The sequence below is a fragment of the Wenyingzhuangia fucanilytica genome (genome assembly GCF_001697185.1).
In the GTDB taxonomy this organism is placed as follows: Bacteria; Bacteroidota; Bacteroidia; order Flavobacteriales; family Flavobacteriaceae; genus Wenyingzhuangia; species Wenyingzhuangia fucanilytica.
Map to the genome: position 1 here is coordinate 2,059,777 of NZ_CP014224.1, position 15,503 is coordinate 2,075,279.

The 15,503-nt window shown below is 31.9% G+C and carries 12 protein-coding genes and 1 tRNA gene; 3 read left to right on the forward strand and 10 right to left on the reverse strand.

Translation table 11 applies throughout. The features are described 5' to 3' along the window. Positions 1-103: 103 nt before the first annotated feature. The 8 genes from AXE80_RS08255 to AXE80_RS08290 all read right to left on the reverse strand — a co-directional run bounded on the left by AXE80_RS08255 (position 104) and on the right by AXE80_RS08290 (position 9,882). A tRNA-Asp gene (locus tag AXE80_RS08255) sits at positions 104-177 on the reverse strand. A 171-nt stretch (positions 178-348) separates the two neighbouring features. Then, positions 349-666 (reverse strand): thioredoxin, encoded by a 318-nt coding sequence (gene trxA / locus AXE80_RS08260; protein ID WP_068826212.1) that lies wholly within the window; start codon positions 664-666, stop codon positions 349-351. A 131-nt stretch (positions 667-797) separates the two neighbouring features. Continuing rightward, a complete protein-coding gene (metH, locus tag AXE80_RS08265) occupies positions 798-3,494 on the reverse strand; it encodes a methionine synthase (RefSeq protein WP_068826214.1) in 2,697 nt (898 codons plus the stop codon). Positions 3,495-3,554: 60 nt separating this feature from the next. Beyond that, positions 3,555-4,565 carry a homocysteine S-methyltransferase family protein gene (locus AXE80_RS08270; RefSeq protein ID WP_068826216.1) on the reverse strand — a complete coding sequence of 337 codons (1,011 nt, stop codon included), beginning with the start codon at positions 4,563-4,565 and terminating at the stop codon, positions 3,555-3,557. A gap of 222 nt (positions 4,566-4,787) precedes the next feature. Continuing rightward, the gene (locus AXE80_RS08275) at positions 4,788-5,306 is read right to left on the reverse strand and encodes a hypothetical protein (RefSeq protein WP_068826218.1); all 519 of its coding nucleotides are present in this window, start codon (positions 5,304-5,306) and stop codon (positions 4,788-4,790) included. Positions 5,307-5,668: 362 nt separating this feature from the next. Further along, positions 5,669-8,605, reverse strand: coding sequence for a glycoside hydrolase family 3 N-terminal domain-containing protein (locus AXE80_RS08280; RefSeq protein ID WP_068826220.1), 2,937 nt, complete (start codon positions 8,603-8,605; stop codon positions 5,669-5,671). A 12-nt stretch (positions 8,606-8,617) separates the two neighbouring features. After that, positions 8,618-9,103, reverse strand: a complete 486-nt coding sequence (locus AXE80_RS08285) for an ABC transporter ATPase (protein WP_068826222.1) — start codon at positions 9,101-9,103, stop codon at positions 8,618-8,620. A gap of 2 nt (positions 9,104-9,105) precedes the next feature. Next, positions 9,106-9,882, reverse strand: coding sequence for a 3'-5' exonuclease (locus tag AXE80_RS08290; RefSeq protein ID WP_068826224.1), 777 nt, complete (start codon positions 9,880-9,882; stop codon positions 9,106-9,108). Positions 9,883-9,967: 85 nt separating this feature from the next. Here AXE80_RS08290 and AXE80_RS08295 point away from each other — a divergent pair, with 85 nt between their 5' ends. Then, a complete protein-coding gene (locus tag AXE80_RS08295) occupies positions 9,968-10,279 on the forward strand; it encodes a gamma-glutamylcyclotransferase family protein (RefSeq protein ID WP_068826225.1) in 312 nt (103 codons plus the stop codon). A 560-nt stretch (positions 10,280-10,839) separates the two neighbouring features. On the opposite strand, the gene prfA is transcribed toward AXE80_RS08295, so the two are convergent. Then, the gene (gene prfA, locus AXE80_RS08300) at positions 10,840-11,919 is read right to left on the reverse strand and encodes a peptide chain release factor 1 (RefSeq protein ID WP_068826227.1); all 1,080 of its coding nucleotides are present in this window, start codon (positions 11,917-11,919) and stop codon (positions 10,840-10,842) included. A 148-nt stretch (positions 11,920-12,067) separates the two neighbouring features. After that, a complete protein-coding gene (locus tag AXE80_RS08305; RefSeq protein WP_068826229.1) occupies positions 12,068-12,502 on the reverse strand; it encodes a DUF4293 domain-containing protein in 435 nt (144 codons plus the stop codon). A gap of 216 nt (positions 12,503-12,718) precedes the next feature. Between AXE80_RS08305 and rho the strand changes: the two genes are divergently transcribed. Together rho and AXE80_RS08315 are read left to right on the forward strand one after the other, a co-directional pair. Further along, entirely contained in the window at positions 12,719-14,368 is a 1,650-nt protein-coding gene (gene rho / locus AXE80_RS08310) for a transcription termination factor Rho (RefSeq protein ID WP_068826231.1), read from the forward strand. Positions 14,369-14,539: 171 nt separating this feature from the next. Further along, a complete protein-coding gene (locus AXE80_RS08315) occupies positions 14,540-15,271 on the forward strand; it encodes a T9SS type A sorting domain-containing protein (RefSeq protein ID WP_068826233.1) in 732 nt (243 codons plus the stop codon). Positions 15,272-15,503: the final 232 nt, after the last annotated feature.

The window sequence follows — 15,503 nt, forward strand, 5'->3', positions numbered from 1 at the left end:
CTAATATATAAAATATTTTGTTTTGTATTCAAATCAGCATAAATAAAAAAACCTTATAAACATAATGTTTATAAGGTTTTGGAAGAGATTAACTTTTCTCTTGCGGTCTGGACGGGACTCGAACCCGCGACCCCCTGCGTGACAGGCAGGTATTCTAACCAGCTGAACTACCAGACCGTTGCTGTTAGCGGTTGCAAATATACAACTAAATCACAGTTGTGCAAAGGCTTTACAAGCTTTTTTTTGTTTTTTTTATCATAAAAAACTTAGCTTATTAATTTTCAGAATTTTACGCATAAAAAAAGATTACCAATGGTAATCTTTTTTTATATCTATATAGAGAAAGTTTTAAATAGCTGCATCAATTTTTGCTGCATATGTAGCCTTTGGAGCTACTCCTACTTGTTTATCCACTACTTCTCCTCCTTTAAATACTAATACTGTTGGAATGTTACGAACACCATATTTTGCTGCAAATTCTTGGTTTGCATCAACATCTACCTTTCCAACAACAGCTTTTCCTTCATATTCAGCAGTTAACTCATCAATGATTGGAGCAACCATTCTACATGGTCCACACCATGCAGCCCAAAAATCTACCAAAACTGGCTTATCTGACTGTAATACTACTTCTTCAAACGTTGCATCTGTAATTTCTAATGCCATAATTTTATTTTTTTAATGTTTTACTTTATTCTTTATAGTTAACAAAAATATACAATTATTCAACTAATCAAAGTTTTATATAATCGCTTTTGCTTATAGGTCTATCAATCATTTTGATACTTACAAAAATTCTATTCTTCTGCCATATTAGGACTCAACCAACGTTCTGCTTCTGTATTTGTTAAACCTCTTCTATTTGCAAAATCATGTACTTGTTCTTTGGTTATTTTACCTAAACCAAAATAGCGAGCGTCTTTGTGTGCAAAATAATGTCCAGAAACCGATGCTGTTGGGAACATTGCTAAGCTATCTGTTAACTCAACCCCAATATTTTCTTTTACATTTAACAAATCCCATAATTGTCTTTTCTCTGTATGATCTGGACAAGATGGATATCCTGGTGCAGGACGAATACCTTGATAAGACTCTTTAATCAACTCTTCGTTAGATAAATCCTCTCCTTTAGCATATCCCCAATCTTGTTTACGAACTTTATCATGTAAATATTCTGCAAAGGCTTCTGCAAATCTATCCGCCAAAGCTTTTACCATAATACTATTGTAATCATCTAAGTTTTGCTTGTACTCTTCAGCTTTTTCTTCAACACCAAATCCTGCTGTTACACAAAATGCACCAATATAATCTTCTACACCGCTATCTTTTGGAGCAATATAATCAGACAAAGCAATATGTGGTTTTCCTGCTGCTTTTTTAGATTGCTGACGTAAGGTTAGCATGGTCTGAATGGTTTCTGCACGATTATTATCTGTATAGATTTCTATATCATCAGCATTCACCGTATTTGCAGGAAACAATCCATAAACCGCTTTGGCTACAAACCATTTTTCTTTTACAATTGTATCCAACATTGCTTTGGCATCCTTGTACAAATCTTTGGCTTGTTCTCCTACAATTTCATCTTCTAAAATTGCCGGAAATTTACCATGTAACTCCCACGATTGAAAGAATGGAGTCCAATCCATAAATGGCAACAACTCTTCTAACGGTAAATTATCGATAACCTGAACCCCTATTTTATTAGGTGCATATACAGTTTCTGAATTAAAGTCTAACTTATAATTATTAGCTCTAGCTTCTGCTAATGGTAAATACACTTTTTTACGAGCTCGATTTAAAAATCCATCACGAACCTTATCATACTCTGCGTATGTTTTATCTTTAAATGCTTGAGAAATCTTTTTATCCTCTCCAATTAACGTACTCGTAACTGGTACAGAACGCGAAGCATCTAATACATGAACTACTCCACCATCATACTCAGGAGCTATTTTAACAGCTGTATGTGCTTTAGATGTTGTAGCACCACCAATCAACAATGGAATGGTAAAATTCAATCGCTTCATTTCTTTGGCAATGTGAACCATTTCATCTAAAGATGGCGTAATTAAACCACTCAATCCAATCACATCAACTTTTTCATCAATAGCTGCTTGCAATATTTTTTCGGGCGGAACCATTACCCCTAAATCTACAATTGCATAATTGTTACAAGCCAACACTACTCCTACAATATTTTTACCAATATCATGAACATCTCCTTTTACAGTAGCTAATAGCACTTTACCTTGTGGTGGACTGTTTTCATCTTTAGCAGCTTCAATAAACGGCATTAAATGAGCCACCGCTCTTTTCATTACACGAGCTGATTTTACAACTTGTGGCAAGAACATTTTTCCTTCACCAAACAAATCTCCAACAACTCCCATTCCAATCATTAAATGACCTTCTATAACTTCTAAAGGCTTTTCAACCGTTAAACGAGCTTCTTCAACATCTTCTACAATAAACTGGTCTATTCCTTTTACCAATCCATGGGTAATTCTATCTTGTAAAGGCAATTCTCTCCAAGCTAGTTTTTGAGCTTCAGATTTTTTTTCTCCTTTAAAACTTTCTGCAAAATCTAATAATCTTTCGGTAGCATCATCTCTTCTATCTAAAATTACATCTTCTACATGTTCTAATAAATCTTTAGGAATATCATCGTAAACTTCTAGCATCGCTGGGTTTACAATTCCCATATTCATTCCTTTTTGGATAGCATAATACAAAAACACAGAATGCATTGCTTCACGCACAGGATTGTTTCCTCTAAATGAGAAAGAAACATTACTAACCCCACCACTTACACTTGCATTTTCTAAATTGGTACGTACCCAATGAGTAGCCTCAATAAAATCGATAGCATTTCTTCTATGCTCCTCCATTCCCGTTGCTACAGGAAATATATTTAAATCAAAAATGATATCTTCTGATGGAAAACCACATTCATCAACCATAATTCGGTATGAACGTTCTGCAATTTCTATTCTTCTATCATAAGTATCAGCTTGTCCTTCTTCATCAAAAGCCATTACAATAACAGCTGCTCCGTACATTTTAAGCTTACGAACTTGTTCTTTAAAGTTCTCTTCACCTTCTTTTAAAGAAATAGAGTTTACCACACACTTACCTTGTACCACTTGTAATCCAGCTTCTATGATATCCCACTTAGAGGAATCAATCATAATAGGTACACGAGCAATATCTGGCTCTGCCATGATTAAGTTTAAGAAGCGAACCATTGCCTCTTTTCCATCAATCAAACCATCATCCATGTTAATATCAATGATTTGAGCTCCCCCTTCTACCTGATGTAATGCTACTGCTAAGGCTTCATCAAATTTTTCTTCTTTGATTAACCTTAAGAACATTTTAGATCCTGCTACATTGGTACGCTCTCCTACATTGATAAAATTCATATCCGGTCCTAAAACCAAAGGTTCTAGTCCTGATAACTTCATGTATTTTGTTTGTTTTATTTTGCTCATTACTTTCGCTTAGTATTGAGTACTGAGTATTTAGTACTAAGTCTCAATATTATAACTATATTATTTCGTACAAAGTTGCTCTGCAACTTTTCTAGGCTCCGCTTTGGCCGCAATATCTGCAATAGCTTTAATATGTGCTGGTGTTGTACCACAACAACCTCCAATAATATTAATTAAATTCTTATCTAAATACCCTTGAATTTGAGAAGCCATTTGTTCAGGAGTTTCATCATATTCACCAAACGCATTTGGCAATCCAGCATTTGGATGTGCAGATACTCCATATTGAGTATTACTTGAAATAGCTTCTAAGTGAGGAACCAAAGCATCTGCTCCTAAAGCACAGTTTAACCCAACACTCAACAAAGGGATATGAGAAACTGAAATTAAAAAAGCTTCAGCAGTTTGACCTGATAAAGTTCTACCCGAAGCATCGGTAATTGTTCCACTTAACATAATAGGCACATCAATACCTCTTTCTTCTTTAACTTCTTCAATAGCAAATAAAGCTGCTTTTGCATTTAAAGTATCAAAAACTGTTTCTACTAACAAGACATCGCAACCTCCATCTAATAAAGCTTCTGTTTGTTGTTTATATGCAATGCGCAATTCATCAAAAGTTACTGCTCTATAACCAGGATCATTTACATCTGGTGACATACTTAGCGTTCGGTTTGTTGGCCCTATAGAACCTGCTACAAAACGTGGCTTGTGTGGTTCCTTAGCAGTAAACTCATTTGCTACTTCTTTGGCTATTTTTGCAGATTCATAGTTTAACTGATATACATAATCTTCCATTTCATAATCTGCCATGGCAATAGTTGTACTAGAAAATGTATTGGTTTCGGCTATATCTGCTCCCGCTTCAAAATACTTTGCATGTATTTCTTTAATGGCAGTTGGTTGGGTGATAGACAACATATCATTATTCCCTTTTACAGAAACATGCCAGTCTTTAAACTGTTCTCCTCTATAATCCTCTTCGGTAAATTTGTATTGCTGAATCATGGTACCCATAGCACCATCTAACACTAAAATTCTTTTCTTTATTTCTTCTCTAATATCTGCCATAATTTTTCTTTGGCTAATGGGTCGGAATTATAGAAAATTCTTACCTATTATTTTGACTCGCAAATATAAGGTTTATCACTTTAATTAAAGAAAGGTTTAGTTGTTTATCTTAAAAGCAAATACACAAACAAAATCACTATAGTGTTTAAAAGTAAAATCACTTTATTTAAACATTTATCAAAGTGTGTTTAAATAAAGTGATTCCATTAAAAATGTAGTTTGTTACAAAATATAAAACAATCCTACGTAACCGCTAAAAATAAAGGGAGTTTTGTCATTATACAAATCTATCAAATCTCCTCTCATCCTATAATTGGATGTTAAATTTAGCCCAAAATTTTGACTAATTAAATACCTTAACTCAGCATTTATAGACGTGGTAAAAGCATCAGATTTTTTAGCTAAATCTCTTCTAATATACCCAGCGTCTAATCCAATTAGCCCAATCATATTGTTTAACATAGATGAAACTGTAGTTAAGTCCATTTTATAGTTATACAACACACCTGCACTGGTATATTCCATTGCAGAAAACTTTTCAAAATACAATCCTAATTCATTATTAGCATTACCTCTTGAGGCTTTAATTAAAAAATTTAAGGCACCTTTTTCACTGTCGGCATAAGGGCCATTAACCAACATAGTTGGATCTAAAGAAACTTGAACAATTCCTTCTTTTTGAGCAAACAGTTGTAACGAAGCAACAATCATTACAACCAACAACAACAAACGTATCTTCATAGCATTAAAGATTTGTTCATTATTCCACTAATGAAATAATCTATTTTTCTTACATATATACTTTATTTAAATAATGAAATAATGAGGTTAATTAATAGGTTAATAAGTATACCTTAATATAGGTAAAATAATTCCCCCATTAAAAAACAGCTGTAAACAAACGCCACCACACCTACAAGAAACAACTATAAACCAATAGATTAACTCATAAAACTATTTGTTATTTTTAATTATATAAACAATAAACAGTAATATTTTATTTGCAATAAACTATCATTAAACACAAAAACGGGATAGATTTAAATTAACAAATGTTAAATACTAGAAGATAAACAGGAAATAATAATTTATAAAAACTTAAACTATTGTATTATAGCCTGTTGGATTAACTGCTGAATTTTAGTTCTAATATCCTTTTGACCAAGTAAATTATTATCCATACTTGGATAGGTTCTATTAGAAATAAATACATATATCAATCCTGATTCAGGATCCGCCCAGGCAAAAGTACCTGTGAACCCACTGTGACCAAAACTTTTATCAGAAACGCAGTTGCAAGTATTAAGAACTTTAGGGTCAAAAGATGGTTTATCTAAAATTAAAGCCCTTCTGTTATCTCTATTAATAAAATATGATTTGTTGAAGTTATCAAATGTATTTGATTTGAAAAATTTACGATTTCCATAAACACCTTTGTTTAAATATAACTGCATCATTTTAGCTACATCGTTGGCATTTCCAAAAAGCCCTGCATTTCCTGTAACACCTCCAAACATTGCCGCTGCCATATCATGAACATTTCCTTTCAATTTTTGATACCTATAATATTGATCATCCTCTGATGGAACTATACTATCTTTATGATATTTATTTAACGGAGTATACAGCAACTTATCAGCCCCTAAATAATTGGTGAAATTTTCAGCTAACAACACATCCATAGTCTTGTGGTAATGATTTTCTAATACTTTTTTAAATAGCAAAAAAGGCAAACCACTATACTTATAATCTCTTTTATCTCTTAGAGGCGTTATTTTAATTTCTTGATAAATACTATCTATATATTCATTTTTTAAAAACAAACTATCTGCAATTTTAACATCATAACCATTGCCTTTAACTTTAGTGTACCATTTTTTCATGGGTTGATGAGAAACACTATCTAAAGTTTTTAAATAAAAAGGAAGCCAAGCTTTTAATCCAGACTGATGCGCAAACATATCTATTACTAACAAATCACCTAGAGGACTGTCTTTATACATGGGCAACAAATCTCCTAAAGTATCATCTAAATGATAGACACCATCTTCAAAAGCCTTTAAATACAAGGGAAATGCTCCTAGTATTTTGGTTAACGATGCCAAGTCGTACATAGAGTTGTTATTTACTTTTTGTTTTTTTTCATAAGTATAATAACCATACGATTTTTCAAAAACAACCTTATTGTTTTTTGCTACCAAAACTTGTAATCCCGGAGACATTTTATCAGAAATCACATATTCTGCAATAGAATCAATTTTTGATAATTTAACGCTATCCATCCCCTCCTCTTCTGGAGTTCCATATTGCAACCTGTTGATGGATTTAGTAACTACTCCACTCCCAACACTAAATTGTTTAGATACAGAAACTGGTAATTTTCCTAAAAAAGGAAGAGCCCCAAATATCTGTTGTGCAGCTACAGATTGAAATACCGAATTGTTTTGATAAGCAACAATAACATTTGATATATTATTAAAACCATTTAGTTTTAGCAAAGCATAAGGACTTGCAAAAACTGTTAAAATTACCTTTTTGTGTTTTGCTATCTGATTGATTAAATAGATATCAGATTTAGAAATTTCATATGATTTCCATGGAGTCGCATCAGATTTATGCACACCTATAACAACAGTATTATACTTTTCTAATTTATTTTTATAGTTTGATTGATTTACCCCCTTTACAACTGAAACCGATTTGTATTTATCAATTGTTTTAACAAATTCACTACTACTTTCATCTCCAAGAGAAATAGAAGCTATACTCAAAGTATCTAATCTAGTTAAAGGCAAAAAATCATCATTATTTTTTACCAAAGTAATAGCGTTTTCTGCTATTTTTTTAAATAACAAATCATCCTTTTGGGTATGTATTCTTTGTTGAAGATTAGCCGTTTTCAATAATTCTAAATTATTTAAGCCCGTCCAATATTTAGCTTGTAAAACCTTTACAACAGAACTATCTAATCTAGTTTCAGACACCAAACCATCATTAATCGCTTTACGAATAGTAGCTATTCCTTTTTCAACATCTACAGGAATTAACAACATATCATTACCGGCTCTTAAAGCTTCTAAAGCCACACTATCAGCAGGCATATAATTTGCAACCCCTTTCATATTTAAAGCATCAGTAAAAACCAATCCTTTAAAACCTATTTTGTTTTTTAATAAATCTGTAATTACTCTTTTTGAAATTGAAGTAGGCCTACCTTTTTCCGTTTTTAAAGCAGGAACATCTAAATGAGCCACCATTACACTAGCTAAATTTGACTTTGCCAATTGTTTGTACGGATACATCTCAATGCTATCCAATCTATTGATATCAAAATTCACGACAGGCAGTGTCTTATGAGAATCTGCTGCTGTATCACCATGACCAGGAAAATGTTTGGCATTTGCTAAAACACCTACGCTCTGCATTCCTTTAATAAATGCTATAGATTTTTGAGTTACATTTTCTCTATCTTCTCCAAAAGAACGGTTCCCTATAATTGGATTTTTAGGATTTGTATTGATGTCTACCACTGGTGCAAAATTGATATGAACCCCAACTTCTTTACAATGAATCCCTATTTGCTTTCCTACTTGATATATCAGTGAATCGTTTTGAACAGCTCCTAAAGTCATGTTCCAAGGAAATGCAAATGATGGTTTGATACGCATAGACAATCCCCACTCTCCATCAAAACCAACTAGTAAAGGAACTTTACTTTTAGACTGATAATCGTTATACAGATTAACTTGTTTCTCAGGACTTCCTTGCATAAAAATTAATCCACCTACATGATACTGCTCAATTAAATCAGTAATTTCTTTCTTATGCAAATCGTCTTTATTGGAATATGCTTGTACCATAAACAGTTGACCTATTTTTTCATCTAAAGTCATTTTAGACAACAAGGTATCTACCCAAACTTTTTGAGCAAAACTATCTTTAGCCACTAAAGGTTCATCAACAGTTATACTTGTTTCATTTGAGTTTTGAGCAAATAAAGTCAGACCAAATGAAACAAATAGTAGAAAAGTATATTTCATAAAAGTGATTATCTAATTAAAAAAGCGAGCATGCCAACTTTGTTTTGCAGGCACTTCCCACATAGTATTAACTCCTTTAATAGAGTTTACCATATTATTGAATACTATGGTATCTGCATTTACTATACCAGATTTTGCTAAATGCGTAAAATCTGACATAGGCACAACTTTTATCTCATCACTTTCTTTATAAGCAATCGCCAATTTATTAAGCATATCTACCTTTAATTGTACTTGAATTTGCTGTACTAATTTTACAGAAGCATCTATAGAACACCCAGACACTTCTACAAAATCTTGATCTACTGCAATAATTAAAAATTGATCATACAAAATAGTAAAGCTACCACGAACATTTTCTCCATGTCTAGTCCATTGCTCTACAAAATCAGTAGTCATTTTATTAATTTTCTCTATTTCTTTCTCTTTAAACTTTCTATTTGATTGATATACCCAAACACGAGAAGTTTCTGGTAAAGTTTGATATGGAACGTACATAATTATTTTAATTTATTGTTTAAAGATTTTAGTCTAATATTGGTTAAAACCTTTTTAGTGTATAACGGAAAATCCGCATTCATAATCCAATTATAATAGCCTGGATTCTCAGCTAAAACCTCTAACACTGTTCTATTCTTATATTTTCCGAATGTAAAAATCTCTACATCATCATCATTAAACTGAATAAAACCTGCAAAATCTGCTCTTTTTTGATGAGAGGAATAACTACTTAATTCATTTACAGTTGTACCTATGTCGTCGTATTTTTCTATTTGAGCTAACAAAATTTCATAAGTAGCATTGGTATCTGCTTCGGCAGAGTGCGCCCCTTCTAAGTCTTTTCCACAATAAAATTGATATCCCGCACTTAATGTTCTTTGTTCCTTTTTATGGAAAATTGTTTGAACATCAACAAATTTTATATTTGTTAAATCAAAATCTACTTCTGCTCTTAACATTTCTTCAGCCAATAATGGAATATCAAATCTATTTGAATTAAACCCTGCTAAATCACATCCTTTAATCAACTCATAAACCTTAGGAGCTAATTCTTTAAAAGTAGGCTCGTTTGCTACTTTTTCATTTGTAATTCCATGAACCTCAGAAGCCCCTTTTGGTATCTCTACTTCAGGGTTCACCAACCAAGTTTTACTTTCTTTATTTCCATTAGGAAACACTTTAAGTATTGAGATTTCTACTATTCTATCTGATGCTATATTAACACCTGTTGTTTCCAAATCAAAAACAACAATTGGTCTATTTAGTTCTAAATTCATGTGATTATTATAAGGTAAGTAAATTTAAAAAAATCAATGAAAAGACTTAAATTTATAGACACTAATTCCTAAATTGTTTTAACTCATGTACAAACTCTTTACTTACGGTACATTACAAGATGAAACTGTGCAACAAATGCTTTTTAATAAAAAAATAAAAGGTATTCCCGATTCAATTATTGGGTTTGATAAAAAAGAAATAAATCTAGAAGGAAATATTTACCCAATACTAATCAAAAACCAAAAATCATTAGAAAAAATAAAAGGAACATGTTACAATTTATCTGAATCTGACATTCTTATTTGTGATGAATACGAGGGATGTGAATACAAAAGAATTACAACTAAATTAACCTCTGGAATTAAAGCTTGGGTTTATATCTCTTCCAAAGAATAAAACACACAAAAACACCGTTAAACGATAAAAAACACCCATTCAACGACACAAAACAACCATTCACCGAAAAACAAGAAGCATAAAACACAATAGATGTACATTTGAAATACAACAACTTTTTCATAGCAATCGCTTTATATTTTGAGATATATAAAGAGAGAAAAGGGTTTAGTTGAAACATAGCAACAAATTCTTCAACTAAACAAACAGTTACTTAACTGTAACAAAAACTCAAATGTATTACATACATTAAGCCTCAGATTTTTCTGAGGCTTTTTTTATCCCTAAAACTTTTAACCTAAATTCAACTAAACCTAAAAAAAACACCATTCATCGACATTAATCAACCAATGAACGAATACATTAAAATAAAACTTAACAACAGTCGTAATTTAGCAGCAACAACTTTTTCATAGCGATACTTCTAAGTAGGTTTGAATATTTAGAAGATTAATGTTTAGTTATTCTCATAGCAAACAATTACTTAACTAAACAAACTATTTCAAACGCAAAAGCCCTTTACTTTCGTAAAGGGCTTTTAAATTTATATATTATGAGAATTAAATATTTGCTTCTCCTAATTCTTTTAACTTTTCGGTATTCTCAGTCAACTTTAATTCATCAATAATTTTATGGATATCACCATCAATAATTTTTGACAAATCATATAGCGTTAAACCAATTCTATGTTCAGTTACACGACCTTGTGGATAGTTATAGGTTCTAATCTTTGCTGATCTATCTCCAGAACTTACCATTGTTTTTCTTTGAGCAGCATCAGCTTCTAATTTTTTTGCCAATTCCATTTCATAAATACGAGAACGCAACACCTTCATGGCCTTATCCTTATTCTTATGCTGAGATTTTTGATCCTGACATTGTGCTACAATTCCTGTAGGAATGTGAGTTAAACGTACGGCTGAATACGTAGTGTTTACCGATTGCCCCCCAGGTCCTGAAGAACAGAAATAATCTACACGTACATCTGCATTGTTAATTTGCACATCAAACTCTTCTGCTTCTGGTAAAACCATTACAGTTGCTGCCGAAGTATGTACACGTCCTTGTGTTTCAGTTTGTGGCACACGTTGTACACGGTGTACTCCAGACTCAAACTTTAAGTCTCCATAAACATCATCACCAGTTACACTAAAAATAACTTCTTTAAATCCTCCTGAAGTTCCTTCAGCTATATCTTCAACCTCTGTTTTCCAACCTCTAGAGGCTGCATACTTAGTATACATTCTGTACAAATCTCCTGCAAAAATACTTGCTTCATCACCACCCGTACCTGCTCTAATTTCTACAATAACATTTTTAGCATCTTCTGGATCCTTTGGAATCAACATAAATTTTATTTCCTCTTCTAACTGAGGAATTCTTTCAGTTCCTTCTTCCAACTCCATTTTTGCCATCTCTACCATTTCAGCATCAGACCCATCGGCTATAATTTCTTTGGCTTCAGTTATATTAGAAAGTAAATTTTCATATTCATTTCCTTTCTCTACGACTTTACTTAAGTCTTTATATTCTTTATTAAGTTTAGCGTAACGTTTTTGATCAGAAATAATATCTGGTTGAATAATCAAATCTGACACTTCATCAAAACGTTGCTTAACAATTCTTAACTTTTCTAACATGTTACATTTTTTGTAGAACGCAAAATTACAATTTAAAATTGAAATGCCGAAGTTTATTCACACACGTAAAGCAAGGAAAAGCATAAAAAAAAATCCCAAGACAAAAGTCTTGGGATTTAGTCGCACTAAATAAACTAAGATGTTAAGCTTATCGTAATCTATCTACAGATTTTACGAGATCTTCATCCTTCCTAATTGCCTTGTTCGCCATGACTAGCAAAACAATATTAACAATCGGAAAATAAATCCCAATACCTTTCTCAGAGATTTGAGTCTCTCCAGATAATGTTAGAGATAAATACATCAATACACTTAATAAATAGAAGTTGATCAGAATATTTAATCTGTTTACAACAAATTGATTTTGTCTTTTTTTATAGCTAAAAACAGCTACTAAAGACATCAATGCTGATAATACAAAAAACACTCCTACTGATTTTACAAGAACTGAGTTATACATAATAGTGTTTGTTAAAAACAAGCTAACACCATCATTTAGAGTAAAAAAAGAAAAAAAATTAGTCAATACTCCTGTAATAACAAATACAGATAACAAATATAATGTTTGAATTCTTTGAATCATACTCTCTTTAAATAACGATTACAAATTTACATTTTCTTTTTATTTATAAAGACTTTGTCTGCTAAAAAAAAAAGCTATATTTGTCTTACATAATTAAACATTTATAACAGAAACACTTACCTGTTATATTATTTCAATTTTAAAACAAACAATTTTCTCTTAAATACTATCTATTCCCATTTTAAGAGATTTTAATATTCATTATATACATTTTAAATGTTCGAAATTTCTCAATTAAAAGCAAAAACTCTTGCGGATTTACAAGAAATTGCAAAAACAATTGGATTAAAAAAAACAAGCCAACTAAAAAAGTTGGATTTGATTTACAAAATTCTAGATGAGCAAGCTGCTCACGAAGCTGCCAAGCAAGTCAATACTCAAAAACAAGCTGAAGAAAACAAACCAACTCCTGTTAAAAAAGCTAGAGTAGCTAGAAAACCTAAATCAACTCCTGTAACAACTCAAGAAACAGCTACAGAAGAAATAGTAGAAGAAAAAGAAGTTGTAAAAACAAAGGAAAGAAAACCTAGAGCTACAGAGAAAACTCAAGAAAAAAATCAAGAGAAACCTCAAAAGGCTCCAAGGAATAACCACAAAAACAACGAGGGTAAAAACACTGAGAACAAAGGAAATAATAATCCTAACCAGCCTCAAAACAACAACCCTAACAATCCTCCTAGAAACAATAAAAACAACCCTAGAAACAACAAAAACAACAAAGGTAAAAGTCTTAAAGACCCTAACTATGAGTTTGATGGTATTATAGAAAGTGAAGGAGTGTTAGAAATGATGCCAGATGGATATGGATTTTTAAGATCTTCTGACTACAACTACCTATCTTCTCCAGATGATGTTTATGTATCTCAATCTCAAATAAAATTATTTGGATTAAAAACAGGAGATACCGTAAAAGGAAATGTTAGACCTCCAAAAGAGGGAGAAAAATACTTTCCATTAATTAGGGTTTCAAAAATTAATGGATTATCACCTAAAGAAGTTAGAGATCGTGTTTCTTTTGAACACCTAACTCCCCTTTTCCCAGATGAAAAATTTAATTTATCTGGAGGTAGAAGCTCATTATCTACAAGAATTATGGATTTATTTGCCCCTATTGGAAAAGGGCAACGTGGTATGATTGTAGCTCAACCAAAAACAGGTAAAACAATGTTATTAAAAGACATTGCTAATGCCATTGCCTCTAATCACCCTGAGGTCTATCAATTAATTTTATTGATTGATGAAAGACCTGAAGAAGTTACAGACATGCAACGTAGTGTTCGTGGTGAAGTTGTTGCTTCTACTTTTGATGAACCAGCAGACAAACACGTTAAAGTAGCTAATATTGTTTTAGAAAAAGCAAAACGCTTAGTAGAATGTGGACATGATGTTGTGATTCTTTTAGATTCTATTACTCGTTTAGCAAGAGCATACAACACTGTAGCACCTGCATCTGGTAAAATACTATCTGGAGGTATTGACGCTAATGCTTTACACAAGCCTAAACGTTTCTTTGGAGCTGCGCGTAATATAGAAGGTGGTGGTTCTTTAACCATTATTGCTACAGCATTAACAGAAACAGGTTCTAAAATGGACGAAGTAATTTTTGAAGAATTCAAAGGTACTGGTAACATGGAACTACAACTAGAAAGAAACATTGCTAACAGACGTATCTACCCTGCTATTGATTTAATTAAATCTAGTACACGTAGAGATGATTTACTATTAGATGAAAAAACAGTACAGCGTATGTGGGTGTTAAGAAAATATCTTGCAGACATGAATCCTGTAGAAGCTATGGAGTTTATCAAGGACAGAATTAAATCCTCTAGAAACAATGAGGAATTTTTAATCTCTATGAACGGATAACACAACTTTACATAGACATAACAAAACAGCCTAAAAGCACCAGCTTTTAGGCTGTTTTGTTTTACTAGACATAATCTAAACAAGCATCATATTCATAAGCAATAGTTTATCAAAGTCATAAAATGAAAGTTAAGTTTGTTCTTATTATTACTAACATTAAACACTTTTATTATGAAAAAAATTACTCAAATCTTATTATTATTTACTTGTGCAATTTCATTTGCTCAAATAGTGCCACCAACCTACTCTTGGTCTAACAAAGCTGACTATGAAATTAACGGAGAAGTTACCTTTAAACCTGGTGATATGATTTCTGTTGAAATTACCTATACATTAGGTTCTACTGATGGAAATGCCGACACATTTAACTTTGTACTTATTTCATTACAAGATGAGGCGGAAGCTAACAAGGGCGCATTAGATTCTGGTTGGTCAAACACACCTGTAGAAGGGACAACAAGTAAATTTCCTGGCCCAGGAACAGGAGGAGTTACCACTGCAAGTATAACAATCCCAGAAAGTATTGCTTTATCTTCATCAACTACAGATTTAACTTATAGATTATTAAACTACATGGCTTATAACAAAGGTGGTGGTAGCGAAATAACCTATGGAGGACCTAATGCTGGTGACCCAACCATCGTATATATTAGAACCCAAGAAGAAATAAACTCTCTTTCTACAAAAAGCATTAACAAGTCAAAATTAACAACTGCTCACTACGATGCTAATAATGATGTTATTGTATTTGACAACAACATTAAAGGAGCTTTTAAAATCTATGATATTCTAGGAAGAACTGCTTCTGCAGGAAATATTGAAAACACCATAGATGTTTCTTCATTAATTTCTGGAATTTATATTCTAACAACAGAACAAGGAGTATTAAAATTTGTAAAATAAGCCATACCTAAGAAAAGATTATTTTATTATTAATACCACTCCCTATAAAAACCTCACTAAAATTAGTGAGGTTTTATTTGTTTAAACTTAATCTATAGAATCTTAATTAAGCTTGTAAATAAGTTTTATTTAAAATCTCAACAGAATTTTTACAATCCTAAAATTAAGACCTAGATTAAAATATTACTCACAAATCACATAGTATTAAAATCACAATAATATATACTGAATC